This window comes from Massilia sp. IC2-477, assembly GCF_020707265.1.
Taxonomy (GTDB): domain Bacteria; phylum Pseudomonadota; class Gammaproteobacteria; order Burkholderiales; family Burkholderiaceae_D; genus Telluria.
Genome location: NZ_JAJFEQ010000012.1, coordinates 22932 through 39769, shown reverse-complemented (window position 1 = coordinate 39769; position 16838 = coordinate 22932). Strand labels below are relative to the sequence as shown.

21 protein-coding genes are annotated in these 16838 nt (G+C 62.9%); 16 read left to right on the top strand and 5 right to left on the bottom strand.

All coding sequences use genetic code 11. The features are described 5' to 3' along the window. The first annotated feature begins 111 nt into the window (after nt 1-111). Nucleotides 112-504, top strand: a complete 393-nt coding sequence (locus LK542_RS21025) for a polymer-forming cytoskeletal protein (RefSeq protein ID WP_227813458.1) — start codon at nt 112-114, stop codon at nt 502-504. Between the two features lie 74 nt (nt 505-578). Beyond that, the gene (gene erpA / locus LK542_RS21020; RefSeq protein WP_227799879.1) at nt 579-947 is read left to right on the top strand and encodes an iron-sulfur cluster insertion protein ErpA; all 369 of its coding nucleotides are present in this window, start codon (nt 579-581) and stop codon (nt 945-947) included. 244 nt (nt 948-1191) lie between these two features. Here the strand turns inward: erpA and LK542_RS21015 are convergent, their stop codons facing one another. After that, nucleotides 1192-2286 (bottom strand): anhydro-N-acetylmuramic acid kinase, encoded by a 1095-nt coding sequence (locus LK542_RS21015; protein WP_227813456.1) that lies wholly within the window; start codon nt 2284-2286, stop codon nt 1192-1194. Between the two features lie 241 nt (nt 2287-2527). Here LK542_RS21015 and LK542_RS21010 point away from each other — a divergent pair, with 241 nt between their 5' ends. From LK542_RS21010 to LK542_RS21000, 3 genes are all read left to right on the top strand, one after another. After that, entirely contained in the window at nt 2528-2860 is a 333-nt protein-coding gene (locus LK542_RS21010; protein ID WP_227813455.1) for a hypothetical protein, read from the top strand. A gap of 1 nt (nt 2861) precedes the next feature. Then, the gene (locus LK542_RS21005) at nt 2862-3434 is read left to right on the top strand and encodes an HD domain-containing protein (RefSeq protein ID WP_227813454.1); all 573 of its coding nucleotides are present in this window, start codon (nt 2862-2864) and stop codon (nt 3432-3434) included. A gap of 98 nt (nt 3435-3532) precedes the next feature. Further along, entirely contained in the window at nt 3533-3700 is a 168-nt protein-coding gene (locus tag LK542_RS21000) for a hypothetical protein (protein ID WP_227799883.1), read from the top strand. Nucleotides 3701-3782: 82 nt separating this feature from the next. Here the strand turns inward: LK542_RS21000 and LK542_RS20995 are convergent, their stop codons facing one another. Further along, nucleotides 3783-5147: a M23 family metallopeptidase gene (locus LK542_RS20995; RefSeq protein ID WP_227799884.1), complete on the bottom strand. Its 1365-nt coding sequence runs from the start codon at nt 5145-5147 to the stop codon at nt 3783-3785. A gap of 147 nt (nt 5148-5294) precedes the next feature. Between LK542_RS20995 and tyrS the strand changes: the two genes are divergently transcribed. The 10 genes from tyrS to ruvB all read left to right on the top strand — a co-directional run bounded on the left by tyrS (nt 5295) and on the right by ruvB (nt 14179). Continuing rightward, a complete protein-coding gene (tyrS, locus tag LK542_RS20990; protein WP_227813453.1) occupies nt 5295-6572 on the top strand; it encodes a tyrosine--tRNA ligase in 1278 nt (425 codons plus the stop codon). Beyond that, on the top strand, nt 6569-7036 hold the full coding sequence (gene dtd / locus LK542_RS20985; protein ID WP_227813452.1) for a D-aminoacyl-tRNA deacylase: 468 nt from the start codon (nt 6569-6571) through the stop codon (nt 7034-7036). The genes tyrS and dtd overlap by 4 nt, the downstream gene beginning before the upstream one ends. A 49-nt stretch (nt 7037-7085) precedes the next feature. Then, complete coding sequence (locus LK542_RS20980; protein ID WP_227813451.1) at nt 7086-7748, top strand: YbhB/YbcL family Raf kinase inhibitor-like protein; 663 nt, start codon at nt 7086-7088, stop codon at nt 7746-7748. Between the two features lie 32 nt (nt 7749-7780). After that, the gene (locus LK542_RS20975) at nt 7781-8449 is read left to right on the top strand and encodes a histidine phosphatase family protein (protein WP_227813450.1); all 669 of its coding nucleotides are present in this window, start codon (nt 7781-7783) and stop codon (nt 8447-8449) included. Nucleotides 8450-8775: 326 nt separating this feature from the next. Beyond that, complete coding sequence (gene dusB, locus LK542_RS20970; protein ID WP_227799889.1) at nt 8776-9801, top strand: tRNA dihydrouridine synthase DusB; 1026 nt, start codon at nt 8776-8778, stop codon at nt 9799-9801. Nucleotides 9802-9884: 83 nt separating this feature from the next. Continuing rightward, nucleotides 9885-10118, top strand: a complete 234-nt coding sequence (locus tag LK542_RS20965) for a helix-turn-helix domain-containing protein (protein ID WP_027865797.1) — start codon at nt 9885-9887, stop codon at nt 10116-10118. A gap of 91 nt (nt 10119-10209) precedes the next feature. Further along, complete coding sequence (gene purH / locus LK542_RS20960) at nt 10210-11796, top strand: bifunctional phosphoribosylaminoimidazolecarboxamide formyltransferase/IMP cyclohydrolase (protein WP_227813449.1); 1587 nt, start codon at nt 10210-10212, stop codon at nt 11794-11796. 180 nt (nt 11797-11976) lie between these two features. Then, nucleotides 11977-12513 (top strand): crossover junction endodeoxyribonuclease RuvC, encoded by a 537-nt coding sequence (gene ruvC / locus LK542_RS20955; RefSeq protein WP_227799891.1) that lies wholly within the window; start codon nt 11977-11979, stop codon nt 12511-12513. A gap of 17 nt (nt 12514-12530) precedes the next feature. Next, nucleotides 12531-13109: a Holliday junction branch migration protein RuvA gene (ruvA, locus tag LK542_RS20950; protein WP_227813448.1), complete on the top strand. Its 579-nt coding sequence runs from the start codon at nt 12531-12533 to the stop codon at nt 13107-13109. A 2-nt stretch (nt 13110-13111) separates the two neighbouring features. After that, nucleotides 13112-14179, top strand: coding sequence for a Holliday junction branch migration DNA helicase RuvB (gene ruvB, locus LK542_RS20945; RefSeq protein ID WP_227799893.1), 1068 nt, complete (start codon nt 13112-13114; stop codon nt 14177-14179). 16 nt (nt 14180-14195) lie between these two features. Here the strand turns inward: ruvB and LK542_RS20940 are convergent, their stop codons facing one another. After that, nucleotides 14196-14504, bottom strand: a complete 309-nt coding sequence (locus tag LK542_RS20940) for an antibiotic biosynthesis monooxygenase (RefSeq protein ID WP_227813447.1) — start codon at nt 14502-14504, stop codon at nt 14196-14198. A 189-nt stretch (nt 14505-14693) separates the two neighbouring features. Here LK542_RS20940 and LK542_RS20935 point away from each other — a divergent pair, with 189 nt between their 5' ends. Continuing rightward, a complete protein-coding gene (locus tag LK542_RS20935; protein ID WP_227813446.1) occupies nt 14694-15470 on the top strand; it encodes a class I SAM-dependent methyltransferase in 777 nt (258 codons plus the stop codon). Between the two features lie 93 nt (nt 15471-15563). Here the strand turns inward: LK542_RS20935 and LK542_RS20930 are convergent, their stop codons facing one another. After that, on the bottom strand, nt 15564-15920 hold the full coding sequence (locus LK542_RS20930; protein WP_227813445.1) for a hypothetical protein: 357 nt from the start codon (nt 15918-15920) through the stop codon (nt 15564-15566). A 161-nt stretch (nt 15921-16081) separates the two neighbouring features. Further along, nucleotides 16082-16831, bottom strand: coding sequence for a hypothetical protein (locus LK542_RS20925; protein WP_227813444.1), 750 nt, complete (start codon nt 16829-16831; stop codon nt 16082-16084). Nucleotides 16832-16838 lie beyond the last annotated feature (7 nt).

Sequence of the window (16838 nt, the reverse complement as noted above, 5' to 3'; positions counted from 1 at the left end):
GCCGGAGCGCTTCCGGCACGCAATCCTGCCGAGCCGATCTACATCAAGGCCGTACTTGTTGAGCACGGTAAATTGACTGATGCGCGGGTACACATTTGACGGGGGTGGATCATGTTCGGTCGGCAAGTAAAAAGCGAAATTGACAGCCTGGTTGGCATCTCTGCCCGGATCGAAGGCGACCTGTGCTTTACCGGCGGCCTGCGCATCGATGGCGAGGTACACGGCAACGTGGTGGCGGCGGAAGGTGCCGATTCGATGCTGATCGTGTCCGAGCACGCCCGGATCGAAGGCGAGGTGCGCTGCGCCAGCCTGGTGGTCAACGGCTACATCGCCGGCTCGGTGTATTCGTCGGAACTCCTTGAATTACAGCCGAAAGGCCGCATACATGGTGATGTACATTACCGGTTGCTCGAGATGCATGGCGGCGCCCTCGTGACGGGGAAACTGACCCACGAACCCGCCAGCGAACCGGTGTTTCATCTAGCCGACGCTGCTGCTGGTTAGGCGGCAGGGTCGGCAGCATGAGTTGCGCCAACGGTCTATAATGGCTGCAATTCGTATTTCACCAGGAGTGTTTCATGACCGCAGTCGCCGAAGTGCAAGAGCACGACACGATCCCCGTCCCGATCAACTTCACCGACAGCGCCGCACAGAAAGTTGCTCAGCTGATCGAGGAAGAGGGCAATCCCGATCTCAAGCTGCGCGTCTTCGTGCAGGGTGGCGGTTGCTCCGGCTTCCAGTACGGCTTCACGTTTGACGAGATCGTCAACGAAGACGACACCACGATGGAAAAGAACGGCGTCCAGCTGCTGATCGACTCGATGAGCTACCAGTACCTGGTCGGCGCCGAGATCGACTACAAAGACGACCTCGAAGGCGCCCAGTTCGTGATCAAGAACCCGAACGCCACCTCGACCTGCGGTTGCGGTTCGTCGTTCTCCGCCTGACCCCCAGGCCGCCCGGCGATCCGGGCAGCCAACGGCCCGGTTCGTCCGGGCCGTTCCTTTTCAACAGCCCGGTTCCGACCGGGCTTTGACGTTTACGCCGGATATGGAATTGTAGGGTGGGCGGCTTGCCCGCCCACGCGGTGATAGTTGTGATATGAGCAGCCGCACGGGCTGCAGTACTGTGATTTGACCGCGTGGGCGGGAATATAGTTCACTGGACTATATTCCCCGCCCACCCTACGGATTAGGCCGGATACAGCGCGCCGAGGATGCGCGGCCCGCGTGCGCCCGTCACCGCCGGCAGGTTGCCCGGCTGGCGCTCCATGAAGCGGTAACCCAGCCAGGCAAAGGCGAGCGCCTCGACCCGGTTCGGCGCGATGCCGAGCGCCGCCGTGGATTCCACCCGCGTCCCGCCCAGCGCGCTGCCGATCTCGCGCAGCAGGGTGGCGTTATAGGCGCCGCCGCCGCACACGTAGACCGCCTCCACCGCCACGTTTTCGTCGCGGATGGCGTCGCCGATCGTCACCGCCGTCAGGCGCGTCAGGGTCGCCATCACGTCGGCCGGCGCCAGATCCTCGAATCCCTTCAGCTTCGCATCCAGCCAGCGGTCGTGGAACAGGTCGCGGCCGGTGCTCTTGGGGGCCGGCTGGCGGAAGTAGGGCTCGTCCAGCAGGGCGTCGAGGAGTGGCTGGTGCACGCCGCCGCCGGCGGCCCAGGCGCCATCCTCGTCGTAGGGCTTGCCCAGGTGGCGGCCGATCCACAGGTCCATCAGCACATTGCCCGGGCCGGTATCGAAACCGGTCACGCGGCCGTCGCCGTGCAGCACGCTGATGTTGCCGATCCCGCCGATGTTCACCACCACGCGCGCCGTCCCCGGCTTGCCGAAGGCTGCCTCATGGAAGGCCGGCACCAGCGGCGCGCCCTGGCCGCCGGCCGCAACGTCGCGGGTGCGGAAGTCGGCGACCACGTCGATGCCGCTCAGTTCGGCCAGCAGGGCAGGGTTGTTGGTCTGGCGCGTGAAGCCCAGTTCCGGACGGTGGCGGATGGTCTGGCCATGCGCGGCCACCGCCGCCACCGGCCCATTGGCAGACGGCAGCAGCTGGCGCACGCAGTCGGCATAGCACAGGGCCAGGCCGTTGGCGGCCAGGCCTTCGCGCTCGAGCTCGTTCTCGCTGGCGGCCTGCAGCGCCATCAGTTCGCTGCGCAGCTCCGCAGGGAAGGGCGTGAAGGCGGCCGCAATGCTGCGGATGCTGCCGCCGGCGAAGTCGACTAGTACGCCGTCCACGCCGTCGAGGCTGGTGCCAGACATCAGGCCGATATAGAGAGAGGAGGTGTTCATATTCAGTAGGAAAGCATGCCGATGCGACAGGCCATACTAAACGGTCGAGGCCAAAAGCGGAAGCGAGGCATGTTTCGCATATTGGTGGACGAGAACTTCCAGCCCAAGCGCTGGGGCAGTACGGTGGCGGCTGGCGGTGGAAGTGCGAGGAAGAAAGCGCCTGCAGCCATCGAGCGAGAGTTTTGGAGGAATTCCGGCCGCCGCCGTGCTATCGTCGCAACTTTGAACGACGCATTCCACCATGATGAAGCCTTCTTTCATGCTTGCCGCTTTCCTGGCGCTGGCCGGTGCGACCGCCAGCGCCCAACCCACCATGCAGTTGGGCGGGCGTACCACTGCGACCTACAGCTGCGGCGCCGGCCTGCTGGGCGAATGTGCCTTCCTGCTGTACGCCTCCGACTGCAAGGAAGCGGCCGTCAAGAATGGCTCTCCCTCCCTGGTCTGCACCCACGCAGTGTTTGCCGAGTTCAAGCTGAAGAACGGCGAATCGAAGACCTTCACGGACCTGCCTCCCAACGTCAAGCAGTGCCAAGCCCGCAACGGCAAGTTGTCCTTCCCCGACTGCATGCGCTGACATGGACGAGGGACTGCTCGAAGGCCGGCTCGCCTTCCTGAAGGCGGCCGAGGCGCTCAAGGACACGCTGCGCAGCGGACACACCTCGCAGGGCCGCCCGGAAAGTACGGCCGAGCACAGCTGGCGCCTGTGCCTGCTGGTCCTCGCCTTCGAAGACCAGCTGCCCGGCGTCGATATGCTGAAGTTGCTCAAGCTGTGCATCCTGCACGACCTGGGAGAAGCAATCCACGGCGACATTCCCGCTATGGCCCAGGTGGACCGGGAGGCCAAGCGCCTGCAAGAGCGGCAGGACATGCTGCAGCTCACCGCGCCACTCGACCCCGGCCTGCGCGGACAACTGATGTCCCTGTGGGAAGAGTACGACGCGGTAAGCTCGCGCGAGGCCACGCTGGTAAAGGCTTTCGACAAACTGGAAACTGTTTTGCAGCACAACCAAGGCCGCAATCCCCCCGACTTCGATTACGGTTTTAATCTGGACTACGGCCGGCAATACACGGCAGCCCATCCCCTGACTGCGCTGCTGAGGGCCTTGCTCGATCGTGACACCCGCGCCAAGATGCAAAGCGGCAACTGAATACTGTAATTCAGCTACGTTTGTTGCAATGTGCGCATATTGCGGAAAATCAGAGTGCTAGACTGGTTTCGCATCGCACACTTGCGTGGGGTAGGGACATGAGGAAATCGAAGCATTTCACATTCGCGGCTGTCGCCTTTGGCATCAGCTGCGCCGGCTTCGTCTTCGGCGGCCATGTCGGCCTGGGCGGCGGGCTGGGCGCCTTGTCCGCCACCTACGCCGCGCTGGCCTACCGTGCGTGCGCGGCGGAACGCCGCGATTCCTGAACCAGTCTCCCAAAACAGAACGCCCCGCGGCATCGACGATGCGGCGGGGCGTTCTTGTTTCTGGGGAGACGCTTAAGCGCGCTTAGCGGGCTGCCATTGCGTTGCCGCTCGGTGCAAGCAGCGAGAAACGGTGTTTCATGTCGGCGGCGGCCATGCGGAAGCGGGCGGCTTCCGCCGGGGTCAGCGGTTGCTGGGCCAGCGACTTGAACTTGTTCGGGTCCTTGGCTTCGCCTGCGACACGGAACTCGTAGTGCAGGTGGGCGCCGGTCGACCAGCCGGTCGAGCCGACATAGCCGATTACCTGGCCCTGGCTGACCTTGCTGCCCTTGCGCAGGCCAGGTGCGAAGCGGCTCATGTGGGCGTAGGCGCTGCTATAGTTCGACCAGTGCTTGAGCACGACCTGGTTGCCGTAGCCGCCGGAGACGCCGACGAAGTCGATGGTGCCGTCGGCGACCGCGCGGATCGGGGTGCCCATCGAGGCGGCATAGTCGACGCCCTTGTGCGCCTTCCACTTGCCCGAGATCGGGTGCACGCGCATCGAGAAGCCGGACGAGATGCGGGAGAATTCGAGCGGGGACTTGAGGAAGGCCTTCTTCAGCGCCTTGCCGTCCAGGCTGTAGTAGCCGCCCTGCTTGGTGACCGGGTCTTCGTACCAGACCGACTGGTAGGCCACGCCGCGGTTGACGAATTCGCCCGCCAGGATGCGGCCGGTCTTGACCAGTTCGCCGTCGAGCCAGAAGGTTTCGTACACAACATTGAAGCGGTCGCCACGCTTGATGTCCGAACGGAAGTCGATGTTGGTCGAGAACATCTCGATCATCTGGTTGACGACCGAATCCGGCATGCTGCCGCCGTCGACATTGGAGTCGGTGGCCGAGTACAGCGAGCTGGTGATCTCGCGCGAACGCATTTCGACGCGGCGTTCCAGCTTGGCCGGCGCTTCGACAGCGACGAACTTGTCGCCCTGGCGCTCGACCGAGATCTGGCGCGCTTCGCCAGCCTTGCCGTCGGTGATCGTGGCGCGCATCGACAGCAGCAGGCCATTTTCATCGGTTTCGGCCTGGAGTCGCTTGCCGGTCTTGAGGGACAGCAGGCGGCGGGCGGTCTTGTCGGTGCGGACGAATTTCTGGGCGTCGGCGTCGTCGACACCAAGGCGGTTGAAGAGGGAGCCGAGCGAATCGCCTGGGCGAATACGCTCCTCGTGGATGAATTGCTGCTCGTTCTGCTGGAGGGCGGCGATCTGGTCTGCTAGGTTAGGCAGTTCCAGGGTTTGCTCGATCGATTTGACCGGCACGTCCGCCGCGTCAGGAGCGATCGGGGCCACGGCGACGGCGCCGAAGGCGCACACGCTCAGGAACGCAGCGCCGGCGCTGACGATACGCGCCTTGCGGGTCCGGGGCACCAGCTGGAGCAGGCTTTGACGGGTGATTTTCTGTATAGGGTTCATGCAATCAGTTAAAATTTGCGGCTGAACTTCCAGGATCTTTTCTCTTATGTTTCTGCAAAGTTATCTGCGGGAAACATAAAATGGATCGTGAATTATACCAAAAGAAGTGGTCCTACAACCGTCTTAGATATTTTCCTACACGAATTTATGACTTCAAACGAAGCGTCCGGCAGCACCGTCCCGGCAAAATCCTCCGCCCCCCTGCCGTTGACGGAAAAGGTGCTCGAGGCGCTGGCCATCACCAAGCGCGGTGTCGATGAACTGCTGATCGAAAGCGAGTTCGCCCAGAAACTGGCGCGTTCCGAACAATCGGGCACGCCGCTGCGCATCAAGCTCGGCCTGGACCCGACTGCGCCCGACCTGCACCTCGGCCATACCGTGGTGCTGAACAAGATGCGCCAGTTGCAGGACCTGGGTCACCAGGTGATTTTCCTGATCGGCGACTTCACTTCGATGATCGGCGACCCTTCGGGCCGCAATGCCACGCGTCCGCCGCTGACCCGCGAGCAGGTCGAGGAAAACGCGATGACTTATTTCCGCCAGGCGTCCCTGGTGCTGGACGCCGCGCGCACGGAAATCCGCTACAACTCCGAATGGTGTGACCCGCTGGGCGCGCGCGGCATGATCCAGCTCGCCTCGCGTTACACCGTGGCACGCATGATGGAGCGCGACGACTTCACCAAGCGCTACAAGAGTGGGACCCCGATTGCGGTGCATGAGTTCCTTTACCCTTTGATGCAGGGCTATGATTCGGTCGCTTTGAAGGCGGATCTCGAACTTGGGGGCACAGACCAGAAGTTCAACCTCCTTGTTGGCCGTGAGTTACAGAAAGATTACGGACAGGAACAGCAGTGCATCCTGACCATGCCGCTGCTCGAAGGCCTGGACGGCGTCGAGAAGATGTCCAAGTCGAAGAACAACTACATCGGCATCACCGAGGCCCCGAACACCATGTTCGGCAAGCTGATGAGCATCTCGGACGACATGATGTGGAAGTACTACGACCTGCTGTCCTTCCGCTCGATCGCCGAGATCGCGCAGGTCAAGGCCGAGGTCGTTGCAGGCGCCAACCCACGTGACGCGAAAGTGGCGTTGGGCAAGGAAATCGTCACGCGCTTCCACTCGGCCCAGGCCGCCGAGGATGCCCTGGCCGACTTCGTCAACCGCTCCAAGGGCGGGATCCCGGACGCAGTGCCGGAAGTCACCCTTTCTGGCGCGCCGCTGGGCGTGGCCCAGCTGCTGAAAGCGGCAGGCCTGTGCGCCTCGACCTCGGAAGCCATGCGCATGGTCGACCAGGGCGGCGTGCGCATCGACGGCGCCGTCGTCAGCGATAAAGGCCTGCAGATCGAGGCCGGCACCTTCGTCATGCAGGTGGGCAAGCGCAAGTTTGCGCGCGTGACCCTCGCCGGTGCGCCGGAGCGATGATCGGACTGCTGCAGCGCGTCAGCGAAGCCAGCGTGCGCGTCGATGGCGAGACCGTCGGCGCGATTGGCCCCGGCCTGATGGTGCTGGTGTGTGCCGAGAAGGGCGACACCGAGCGCGAAGCCGAGGCCCTGCTGGCCAAGCTGCTGACTTACCGGGTGTTCTCGGACGAGGCCGGCAAGATGAACCGCAGCGTCACCGATACCGCCGGCGGCCTGCTGCTGGTACCGCAGTTCACGCTGGCGGCGGATACGAAATCGGGCACCCGTCCCTCGTTCTCGCCGGCGGCGGCGCCGGAAGACGGGCGGCGCCTGTTCGACCATGTCGTGCGCCGGGCCCGCGAACGCCATGGCATTGTCGAGACCGGCAGATTTGGCGCGGACATGAAAGTTTCGCTCATCAACGATGGTCCCGTCACTTTCTGGCTTCAGGTTGATCCGGTCGCGGTGTCGGCCGCGGGGCGCTGAAACCCGCACTGCCATCAAGGGTCAATAGCAGGGAGGGCAGGGAGGACTTATGCGCATCTGGAGCGATTCATTCACCGAAGGCGGGCTGATCCCGCCTCACTGTGCGTTTGCCACGATCGATCCCGGCAGCCGCATCAAGCTGTCCAGCAACCGCAGCCCGCACCTGGCCTGGGACGATGTCCCGGCTGGAACCAAGTCGCTGGTGCTGATCTGCCACGACCCCGATGTGCCCTCCGTGGGTGGCGACGTCAACCAGGAAGGCAAGACCGTGCCGGCCTCGCTGCCGCGGGTCGATTTCTTCCACTGGTCGCTGGTCGACATTCCGGTCTGCATCAAGTCCCTGGCCGAGGGCATGTTCTCGGACATGGTCACGCCGCATGGCAAGTCCGGTCCCCTGATGCCGTTCACCATCAAGAACGGCACCGAGCACCAGCTGCGCCAGGGCATCAACGACTACACCGGCTGGTTCGCGAGCGATCCCGACATGGCGGGCGAGTACTACGGCTACGACGGCCCCTGTCCACCATGGAACGACGAACGGGTGCATACTTATGTGTTCACGCTGTACGCGCTCGACATTCCGCGCCTGCCGCTGGTCGGCCGCTTCACCGGCCCCGAACTGCGCCTGGCGATCCGCGGCCACATCCTGGACGAAGCGCGCACTTTCGGCGTGTATTCGCTCAACCCCGACGTCGCATCCACACTTCTGTAAACACCGCCCCGAGGTTCGGGCGAACGGACCTCATGCCTTTGAACGATAACGCAGTCACGCCCACCACCATCCTCCTGATCCGCCATGGCGAAACCGCCTGGAACGCCGAAAAACGGCTGCAGGGCCACCTCGACATTCCGCTCAACGCGGAGGGCGAGCGCCAGGCGGCGCTGCTTGGTGCCGCCCTGGCTGCCGAGCCGGTCGACCATATCGTGTCCAGCGACCTGATGCGCGCGCGCCAGACGGCCGAGGCGATCGCCCACACCCGCGGCGCCCGGGTAGCCACCGACCCGGCGCTGCGCGAGCGCTGCTACGGCGGCTTCGAAGGCCTGCTGTACAGCGAGATCGCAGCCCGCTTCCCGCTCGAATTCGCAGCCTGGCAGGCGCGCGACGTCGACGGCGTGCTGCCACCGGGAACCAACCAGGGGGAGAGCTTCCGCCAGTTCTACGAGCGGGCGGTCGGCGCGATCCTGGCGCACGCACAAGCGCATCCGGGCAAGACGATTGCACTGGTGGCGCACGGCGGCGTGCTGGAATGCGCCTACCGCGCGGCGCTCGGCCTGTCGCTGGAAACACCGCGCGACTTCAAGGTGCTCAATGCGAGCGTGAACCGGTTTGTGGTGGAGGAGGGCGGGCTGAAGTTGGTGAGCTGGGGAGAGGTGGGGCATCTCCGGCCGGCGGTGTTGGATGATTTGACGTAGGGGGCTTTGGTGGGGAAATTGGATCCCGGCCTGCGCCGGGATGACGGTCCTCAGGCTATAGGTTGAAACATAGATTACGGCAGTTCATGCGTTAGCCTCAAAACGTCGTTCCGGCGAAGGCCGAAGTGATGCCGCCGGCATCACTTCGCCCAATTCCGTCGCCTGCCGTTAGCTCATCCTTGAACCTGAAACTGCACCGCCTACCCCCACTTCCCCCACCTGCCAATATCACACACGCAACAACCCCCAAAAATTCTGCCGCTATTTTGAGCAGCGAATGAGGTAAAATAATAGGTTCCCCGAGAAACTTTAGAGACTTTTCCGCTGTGCAAATCGGTCCATACACCCTGCGTAACAATGTCTTCGTCGCCCCCATGGCCGGGGTGACCGACCGTCCGTTCCGCCAGTTGTGCAAGCAGCTGGGCGCCGGCTACGCCGTGTCCGAAATGGCGGCGTCGAACCCGCGCCTGTGGGCCAGCGAAAAGACCTCGCGCCGCACCGACCACACTGGGGAAATGGAGCCGAAGGCAGTCCAGATCGCCGGCGCCGATCCGAAGGACCTGGCTGATTGCGCCAGGTTCAACGTCGAGCGCGGCGCCCAGATCATCGACATCAACATGGGTTGCCCGGTGAAGAAGGTGTGCAACAGCTGGTGTGGCTCCGCCCTGCTGCAGCACGAAGACCTGGTCGAGCGCATCCTGCATGCCGTCGTCGAAGCGGTGGACGTGCCGGTGACGCTGAAGTTCCGCACCGGCTGGGATCGCCAGAACAAGAATGCCCTGACCATTGCCCGCATGGCGGAACAGGCCGGCATCCAGATGCTGACCCTGCATGGCCGCACCCGCGCCGACGGCTACAAGGGCGAGGCCGAATACGACACCATCCGCGCCGTCAAGGCGGCGGTGGGCATCCCGGTGGTCGCCAACGGCGATATCACGACCCCGGAAAAGGCGAAGTTCGTGCTCGACTACACTGGCGCCGACGCCGTGATGATCGGCCGCGCCGCCCAGGGCCGCCCCTGGATCTGCCGCGAGATCGACCATTTCCTGCGCACAGGTGAGTACTTGCCGGCGCCGATGGTCGAAGAAGTACGCGGCCTGATGAACGAACACCTGCCGGCGCATTACGCCTTCTATGGCGAATACGTCGGCGTGCGCACCGCCCGTAAGCACATCGGGTGGTATGTGCAGGACTTGCCGGGCGGGGAAGAGTTCCGCCAGCGTATGAACCTGCTGGAATCGACCGCCGAGCAGCTGGCGGCGGTCGACGCGTTTTTCAAATCGCAACTCCGTCATGGCGAGCGGTTACAATACCGGCCCGCGCATCAGGTCGACGAGGCGATGGCGGCATAAAGCACGACATAAGAATCAGAACATACGGGGACACGTTGCGTCAGCAGCGAGCAATCATTAACCAGGATAAAGCAGCAGAGAACATGAGCAAAGAAAGTATCCAGGAAGTCGTCCAGAAAAGCCTCGAGGACTATTTCAACGATCTGGGCGAGCAGAAACCGACGAACATCTACGACATGATGGTCCTGACGGTGGAAAAACCGGTCCTTGAAGTGGTCATGACGCGCGCCGACGGCAACCAGTCGCACGCGGCGCAGATGCTGGGCATCAACCGGAATACTTTGCGCAAGAAGCTGCAGGAGCACGGTCTCTTGTAACAGACCGCATGGCGATGGCCGTGCGTCTGGGGCGCGGCCGGTACGCCGTCCGTCCGCCCCGACGCCAGAATTCTCAACAACAGGCCTCACCATGATCAAACAAGCACTGATTTCCGTTTCCGACAAAACCGGCGTCCTCGATTTCGCGAAGGCGCTGTCGGCTCTCGGCGTCAACATCCTGTCCACCGGCGGCACCGCAAAGCTGCTGCAGGAAAATGGCGTGCAAGTGACTGAAGTCGCCGACTACACCGGTTTCCCGGAAATGCTCGACGGCCGGGTCAAGACCCTGCACCCGAAGGTCCACGGCGGTATCCTGGCCCGCCGCGACTTGCCGGAGCACGTGGCCAAGCTGGAAGAGCACGGCATCCCGCAGATCGACATGGTCGTGGTGAACCTGTACCCGTTCCAGCAGACCGTCGCCAAGGAACAGTGCTCGCTGGAAGACGCGATCGAGAACATCGACATCGGCGGCCCGACCATGCTGCGCTCGGCCGCCAAGAACCACCGTGACGTGGTCGTGATCGTCGACCCGGCCGACTATGGCGTGGTGCTGGCCGAGATGAAGGGCACCGGTACCGCGGCCGGCCCGGTGAGCTATGAAACCAAGTTCCGCCTCGCCAAGAAAGTCTTCGCGCACACGGCGCAATACGACGGCGCAATCACCAATTACCTGACCAGCCTTGGCGAAGACCGCCAGCACGCGACCCGCTCCAGCTATCCGCAGACCCTGAACGTGAGCTTCGAGAAGGTCCAGGACATGCGCTACGGTGAAAACCCGCACCAGGGCGCCGCCTTCTACCGCGACCTGGTCGCGACCCCGGGCGCGCTGGCCAACTACCGACAGCTGCAGGGCAAGGAACTGTCGTACAACAACATCGCCGATGCCGACGCGGCCTGGGAATGCGTCAAGTCGCTGGGCGGCTTGGGCCAGCCGGCCGGCTGCGTGATCGTCAAGCACGCCAACCCCTGCGGCGTGGCGATCGGCGTCGATGCGCTGGACGCCTATTCGCGCGCGCTGCAGACTGACCCGACCTCGGCCTTCGGCGGCATCATTGCCTTCAACGTCGAAGTCGACGCTAGGGCTGCCGAAGCCGTAGCCAAGCTGTTCGTGGAAGTGCTGATCGCTCCAGGCTTCACCGCCGAGGCGCGCCAGATCATGTCGGCCAAGCAGAACGTGCGCCTGCTCGAGATCCCGCTGGGCGAGGGCCAGAACGCCTATGACCTCAAGCGCGTCGGCGGCGGCGTGCTGGTGCAGGCGCCGGATGCGAAAAACGTCGGCCTGGGTGAACTGCGCGTGGTCAGCAAGAAGCAGCCGACCCAGCAGCAGCTGCAGGACCTGATGTTCGCCTGGCGCGTGGCCAAGTTCGTCAAGTCGAACGCCATCGTGTTCTGCGCCAACGGCATGACCCTGGGCGTGGGTGCAGGCCAGATGAGCCGCATCGACTCGGCGCGCATTGCCTCGATCAAGGCGCAGAACGCCGGCCTGTCCCTGAGCGGTTCGGCGGTGGCCTCGGATGCCTTCTTCCCGTTCCGCGACGGCCTGGACGTGGTGGTGGATGCGGGCGCGACCTGCGTGATCCACCCGGGCGGCTCGATGCGTGACCAGGAAGTGATCGATGCGGCGGATGAGCGCGGCGTTGTGATGCTGTACACCGGCACCCGTCACTTCCGTCACTGATCTACGTAAACTTGGGTCTCGGCCTGCGCCGGGACGACGTTGTTTGAGTTAACCTTTAGCCCAAAGACCGTCGTTCCGGCGAAGGCCGGAACCCAGTTTCGTCGCGTACCACAAACGCATCACTGTGTTTTTGCACAGTATTTTTCCCACGAACACCCTCCAGCCGTATATCATTCCGCAATGATTATTCTCGGCATCGACCCGGGCCTGCGTACGACGGGGTTCGGCGTCATTGAAAAACACGGCAGCAAACTGCGCTACATCGCGTCCGGCACCATCAAGACCGGGCTGGAAGGGGCATTGCCTCCGCGCCTGAAGGTGATCCTGAACGGCGTGGGCGAGATCGTCTCGGCCTACCAGCCCACCTGCGCGGCCATCGAAAAAGTCTTTGTGAACGTCAACCCGCAATCCACGCTGCTGCTGGGCCAGGCGCGCGGCGCCGCCATCACAGCGCTGGTAGGGGCCGATCTCGACGTCGCCGAATACACGGCGGTGCAGGTCAAGCAGGCGGTGGTCGGCACCGGCAAGGCCGCCAAGGCGCAGGTGCAGGACATGGTGGCGCGCCTGCTGAAATTGCCGGGCCTGCCCGGCACCGACGCCGCCGACGCGCTCGGTGTGGCGATCTGCCACGCCCACAGCGTCGACACGCTGGCCCTGGTCGGCGCGCTGTCGCCGTCGGCGCCGGCGCTGCGCATGAAACGCAGCCGCCTCGTTTAAGAACAATAGGAAACCACATGATCGGTCGTCTCTCCGGAACCCTGCTCGAAAAAGCGCCGCCCCACGTGCTGGTGGACTGCAACGGCGTCGGCTATGAAGTCGACGTGCCGATGAGCACCTTCTACAACCTGCCGCATACCGGCGAAAAAGTGGTGCTGTTCACCCACCTCGTGGTGCGCGAGGACGCCCACCTGCTGTTCGGCTTCGGCACCGCGTCCGAGCGCGCGCTGTTCCGCCAGCTGATCAAGATCACCGGCATCGGTGCGCGCATGGCGCTGTCGATCCTGTCGGGCATGTCGGTGGCCGACCTGTCGCAGGCCGTCACGCTGCAGGAAACCGGCCGCCTCGTGAAGATTCCCGGCATCGGCAAGAAGACCGCGGAACGCCTGCTGCTGGAACTGAAGGGCAAGCTGGGCGCCGACATCGGCGTGGTCGGCGGGGCAGCGCGCGACGACGCCCAGGCCGACGTGCTCAATGCGCTGCTCGCATTGGGGTATTCTGACAAGGAAGCGCTCCTCGCGATCAAGAACATGCCGGCCGGATCGAGCGTGTCTGACGGCATCAAGTTCGCACTCAAGGCCCTGTCGAAAGCATAAGCATGAGCATCCAGACCGACAATTTCACCGAGCACCGCGTGATCGACGCGGCTCCGGCCTCGCCCAACGAGGAGGCGATCGAACGCGCCTTGCGTCCCAAGCAGCTGGACGAATACGTCGGCCAGTCCAAGATTCGCGACCAGCTCGAAATCTTCATCAGCGCCGCCCGCAAGCGCCGCGAAGCGCTCGACCACACGCTGCTGTTCGGGCCACCGGGCTTGGGTAAAACCACGCTGGCGCACATCATCGCGCGCGAGATGGGCGTCAACCTGCGCCAGACCTCCGGCCCGGTGCTGGAGCGTCCGGGCGACCTGGCCGCGCTGCTCACCAATCTCGAGCCGAACGACGTGCTGTTCATCGACGAGATCCACCGCCTGTCGCCGGTGGTCGAAGAGATCCTGTACCCGGCGCTCGAGGACTACCAGATCGACATCATGATCGGCGAGGGCCCCGCCGCGCGTTCCGTGAAGCTGGACCTGCAGCCCTTCACCCTGGTCGGCGCCACCACCCGTGCCGGCATGCTGACCAACCCGCTGCGCGACCGCTTCGGCATCGTCGCGCGCCTCGAGTTCTACAACGTCGAGGAACTGACCAAGATCGTCACCCGCAGCGCCGCGCTGCTCGAAGCGCCGATCAACGAAGCCGGCGCGCGCGAAGTGGCCAAGCGCGCCCGCGGCACGCCGCGTATCGCCAACCGCCTGCTGCGCCGCGTGCGCGACTACGCGGAAGTAAAGGGGACCGGCGAGATCACCGTCGAGATGGCCGACCGCGCCCTGAAGATGCTGGATGTCGACACGGTCGGCTTCGATGTGATGGACCGCAAGCTGCTGGAGGCGGTGCTGTTCAAGTTCGCCGGCGGCCCGGTGGGCATCGGCAACCTGGCGGCGGCGATCGGCGAAGCGGCCGACACCATCGAGGACGTGCTGGAACCTTATCTGATCCAGCAGGGGTATTTGCAGCGCACGCCGCGCGGGCGTATCGCGACGCCGCTGGCGTATCAGCACTTCGGCGTCACCGCGCCGCGTATCAGTCCGACGGGCGATTTGTGGGACAACCTGCCGCCTGCTTGACGAGGCGCCTGTCAGCTTAGTCGGGAGCCGACACCAGGAGGTCGGCAACGACGTCACCCCGCAGCGGGCCATCGACGAGTTCAGCGCATTCACGCATCCGGTTGCGCAGCTCGACCATGCGTGGGCTTGGCTCGGCTTGTGCAGCCCAGGCGAGTTCGGACGGCCATTGGGCATACGCGAAATAGTGGCCATCGGCGCACCGATGCAGGCGCGACCCTAGCCCGCCTCGCTCGTCGCGTACAAGCTTGGTGAGTTCCAGCCAGGCCTGTTCGAAGTCTCGCTCATGGCCAGAGGCTACTTTCCATCTAAAGTAAATCGCGTGCATAAGATCCTTTCGGGCGCGGCCAGATTCGATGCCAGTCGACAGGAGAGTCGATCAACTCCTTTGTAGTGATGAAGGAATTTGTAAGCTAGCCAACGCACGTTGAGCCGCCAACGCAGCTACACTGATCATTCCTGTTCACCGCAAGCCTGCCGACGCTATTGCACCAGCAACTTCTTACGGAAACCGATCATGCACCCCACCTGCTCGCGCAACTGCCGCACCTGGCACACTCACCGTATTCTACCCATCCTGCTGGCCTGCCTGTCGGCTCTGACGCTGCTGTCATCCGCTAGTATCGATGCCGTCGCACAATCAGAGACCACCGATACGCGCTATGAACGGATCGAACCCAGCCCTGACGGCATCGGCAAGCGCTACATGGGCCGCGAGATCGCTGGCGTGATGGGATGGGAGGGCGCGCAATGGCTCGAGCGCCAAAGCCGCGCACGCGAGGAGCGTCCGGAATTGCTTTTGCGGGAACTGGCGCTGGCGCCCGGCATGACGGTGGCCGACATCGGCGCCGGCACTGGCTACTACACCTGGCAGTTGGCAAAGAAGGTCGAGCCCGGAGGACGTGTCTATGCAGTCGACGTGCAGCCGGAAATGATCGGCATGCTCGACAAGCAGATGGCAAAGCGCGGCGTGCGCAACGTGGTCTCGGTGTTGGGCAGCGAAACCAGCGTTAAACTGCCGCCAGCCAGCGTCGACTTGGCCATCATGGTCGATGTCTATCATGAACTCGCCTATCCCTCGGAAGTCCTCGACAGCATCGTCGGCGCCCTCAAGCCGGGCGGGCGCGTGGTCTTCGTCGAATACCGTGCCGAGGATCCGGCAGTCGCGATCAAGCCGCTGCATAAGATGAGCGAGCAGCAGGTACGACGTGAAGCCACTGCGCATGGCCTGAAGTGGGAACGCAGCGTCAAGTCGCTTCCAATGCAGCATGCGATCGTGTTTCGCAAGCCCTGAGCAGATTTTCTTGCCGTTGGTATCGATGAGTAGCGGTTCGGGGGGTAAAGCGGCAGACCGTCTGGACAGCCAGATGTTGACCCAAAGCAGACCTTAAAGACCGAGAAGAGTTTGTGCTTCAGCGGCCCAATCGATGTTGTCATTCATAGCGAAGTTGAGGAAGTCAGCGATCGACGAGTCGGACAAGATGCGCTCTATCAGGCCATTGATCCGCTCAGGAAGATCAGATGGGACGTCGTTATCGCCCTGAATGCCAAATGCAGGGTACGAACCTAGATACTCAACCTTGATAACCTCAATTTTCAGCGCCGGAAAATCGTCTTTCAGTGCGTCAGAAAGTTGATATCGTAGCCATGTCAACAATGCTAACAGCATCGCACGATTCTTTACGTTCCCGAGCCATTCCCCTATTGAAGGCGGTTCAACAATTGTGTATCCGATTTCACTCATCTGTCGATCCCTAAGTAAGCTTGGACGAACAACCGCTTCTGGCCGAGTACTGCCTGTCACGACCTACAGTTCTCGACTGCACGCGGAAGCTGTCGCATTTCAAAAGCGGTCGCTCAACGATATATTAAGCGGCGTGGTATGCGACGGTTTCCGAAATCAAGCTAGGCATCATTCAGATTTACCTTTGACATCGGAACTGCCGACTCCATGACCAAACGAAGCGCAAGGCATGGGTCGAGCGTCGCTCTTCCCATAACGATGACCTCCTGGATGGATAGGCTCAGCAAAACAGGCCAGTGTTCGGGATTGGGGCAGAACTTGACGATAAGAGGCTTCAGCGCCGGCCAAAGGGTGTGGATATAGTTGAGTGGAAGATCATGTGGTGTGTGCTGATCGGGCACACGTGGCACCCCAAACGCCTGTGTTCCGACCACTGCCGAGGCGTGCTTGAATATGTCCGCGACATCGGGGAGAGTCCCGCAGCCCGCCTGTTGTGCGCCGCCACCGGCGATATTCCAAACGGAATATTGAGACTCGGCTAGCAGTTTGTTCAGGTCGTCACCAAAAAAGTAGATCTTGCCGTCCTTCGTCTCCACGGAAGTGAGCAGGCCAACTTCCGGCAAACCGCGCGCAACGGCTTGCGCCCGGACAGCAGCTTGACACGAGTAACCTGCAAGAGCACCGAGAGCGCAGAGTAATGATTCGATATGGACGCCGCGCTCGGTTTTCATCGCGCCGAGTAAGCGTTGAGTGAGCTCCTTACTACCAATTTTTGCGCCGATGAGGGGATCTGCTTTACTGCGTTCGGCAATCTGCCGCAGCAACGCTTGCTCGGCAGCATCGGGAATGGGTTGAGCATTGACTTGAGCTGCAGTAGATATCCCAAAGAGTGTTAATAGCTGCTTCAGCATTGATCGT